The sequence below is a fragment of the Mesorhizobium sp. M7A.F.Ca.CA.002.09.1.1 genome (assembly GCF_003998555.1).
GTDB classification, from domain to species: Bacteria; Pseudomonadota; Alphaproteobacteria; order Rhizobiales; family Rhizobiaceae; genus Mesorhizobium; species Mesorhizobium ciceri.
Map to the genome: position 1 here is coordinate 1 of NZ_RZRR01001054.1, position 1,699 is coordinate 1,699.

Genomic DNA, 1,699 nt, shown 5'->3' on the forward strand with positions numbered 1-1,699 from the left:
ATCAATGACAGCCTGTCGTTCCTCGACTTCAAGAAGCACAAGCCCGACGCCAATGTGAAGATCGCCGCGCAAGAGGAAAACGCCGACTATTCCGGCGTCATCGTGCGCAAGGGCGATCCGGAGCTGGTCGCGGCGATCAACAAGGCGCTGGCCGACATCAAGGCCGACGGCACCTATAAGAAAATCTCCGACACCTATTTCGGCCAGGACGTTTCGAAGTAATCTATGAGGCGGGCCGCTCCGCGGCCCACAGGACATATCGAGCGGCGAGTCGTCTTTGACGGTCCGCCGCTTTTGTCGTGATATGTCGCGCCTCGACGAAAGCCTCGACTTATTTGGAGGGTCTTACGTGCCGCACTGGCTGCAACTGATGCTGGAGTCGCTGCCTTCGCTGTTGTGGGCGGCGCTGATCTTCACCGTGCCGCTGACGCTGTTGTCCTTCGTCCTTGGGCTGACCGTTGGGTTGGGTGCGGCGCTTGCCCGGCTGTTTGGTCCGAAACCGCTGGTCGCGCTGGTGCGCTTCTATGTCTGGATCTTCCGCGGCACGCCGCTGCTGGTGCAGCTGTTCCTTATCTTCTACGGCCTGCCGTCGGTCGGTATCCTGCTCGACGCCTTCACGGCGGCGTTGATCGGCTTCACGCTCAACATCGGCGCCTACACGTCGGAAATCATCCGCGCGGCCATAGGGTCGGTGCCGAAGGGCCAGTGGGAAGCGGCCTATTCGATCGGCATGACCTGGAGCCAGGCGATGCGGCGCACCATCCTGCCGCAAGCCGGCCGGGTCGCGGTGCCGCCGCTTTCCAACACCTTTATCTCATTGGTCAAGGATACGTCGCTGGCCGCCGCCATCACCGTGCCGGAGATGTTCCAGGCGGCGCAGCGCATCGTCGCCACCACCTATGAGCCGCTGATCCTCTATGTCGAGGCGGCGATCCTCTATCTGGCGCTGAGTTCGGTGCTGTCGGCCTTGCAGACGCGGCTGGAGACCCGGCTCAACCGCTATGGCGGCTTCCTGGAGGCACGCTCATGATCGGCCTCAGCAACATCGAAAAGCGCTTTGGCGACAATCTCGTGTTGAAGGGCGTGACGGTCACCATTGCCGAAGGCAGCGTCACGGCGCTGGTCGGCCCGTCGGGCGGGGGAAAGAGCACCCTGCTGCGCTGTATCAACCTCCTGGAGATCCCGACCTCGGGCACGGTGCGCATCGGCGACGAGACGCTCGAATTCCATCCTGGTGGCAGGGTTCCGGCCAGGGATATCCAGCGCCTGCGGCTGCAGACCGGCATGGTGTTCCAGAACTTCCAGCTGTTTCCGCATCGCACCGCGATCGAGAACGTCATGGAAGGGCTGGTGACGGTGCTGAAATGGGCGCCTGAGAGGGCACGCGAGCGGGCGCTGGCTCTGCTGGAGAAGGTGGGGATGGCGCACAAGGCCGACGCCTGGCCGGCGACGCTGTCGGGCGGCCAGCAGCAGCGCGTGGCGATCGCCCGCGCCTTGGCGCCGTCGCCGAAAGTGCTGCTCTGCGACGAGCCGACCTCGGCACTCGACCCGGAACTGGCGCAAGAGGTGGTCGACGTGCTTGGCAAGCTCGCCAGTGAAGGCACGACCATGGTGATGGCGACGCATGATCTGCGCCTCGCCTCCAAGATCGCCAAGGAAGTGGTGTTCCTCGATGCCGGCGTCGTCGTCGAGAAGGGAC

At 63.9% G+C, this 1,699-nt stretch carries 3 protein-coding genes; all 3 read left to right on the forward strand.

Annotation, left to right across the window (positions count from 1 at the left end):
• Positions 1 to 222 (forward strand): transporter substrate-binding domain-containing protein (locus EN994_RS30120; RefSeq protein ID WP_127308084.1); only part of this gene is annotated, 222 nt, incomplete at its 5' end.
• 127 nt (positions 223 to 349) lie between these two features.
• Positions 350 to 1,030 carry an amino acid ABC transporter permease gene (locus tag EN994_RS30125; RefSeq protein WP_013529174.1) on the forward strand — a complete coding sequence of 227 codons (681 nt, stop codon included), beginning with the start codon at positions 350 to 352 and terminating at the stop codon, positions 1,028 to 1,030.
• Positions 1,027 to 1,699, forward strand: a 673-nt coding sequence (locus EN994_RS30130; protein WP_164746361.1) for an amino acid ABC transporter ATP-binding protein, incomplete at its 3' end; no start/stop codon positions are given. The genes EN994_RS30125 and EN994_RS30130, both read left to right, overlap by 4 nt.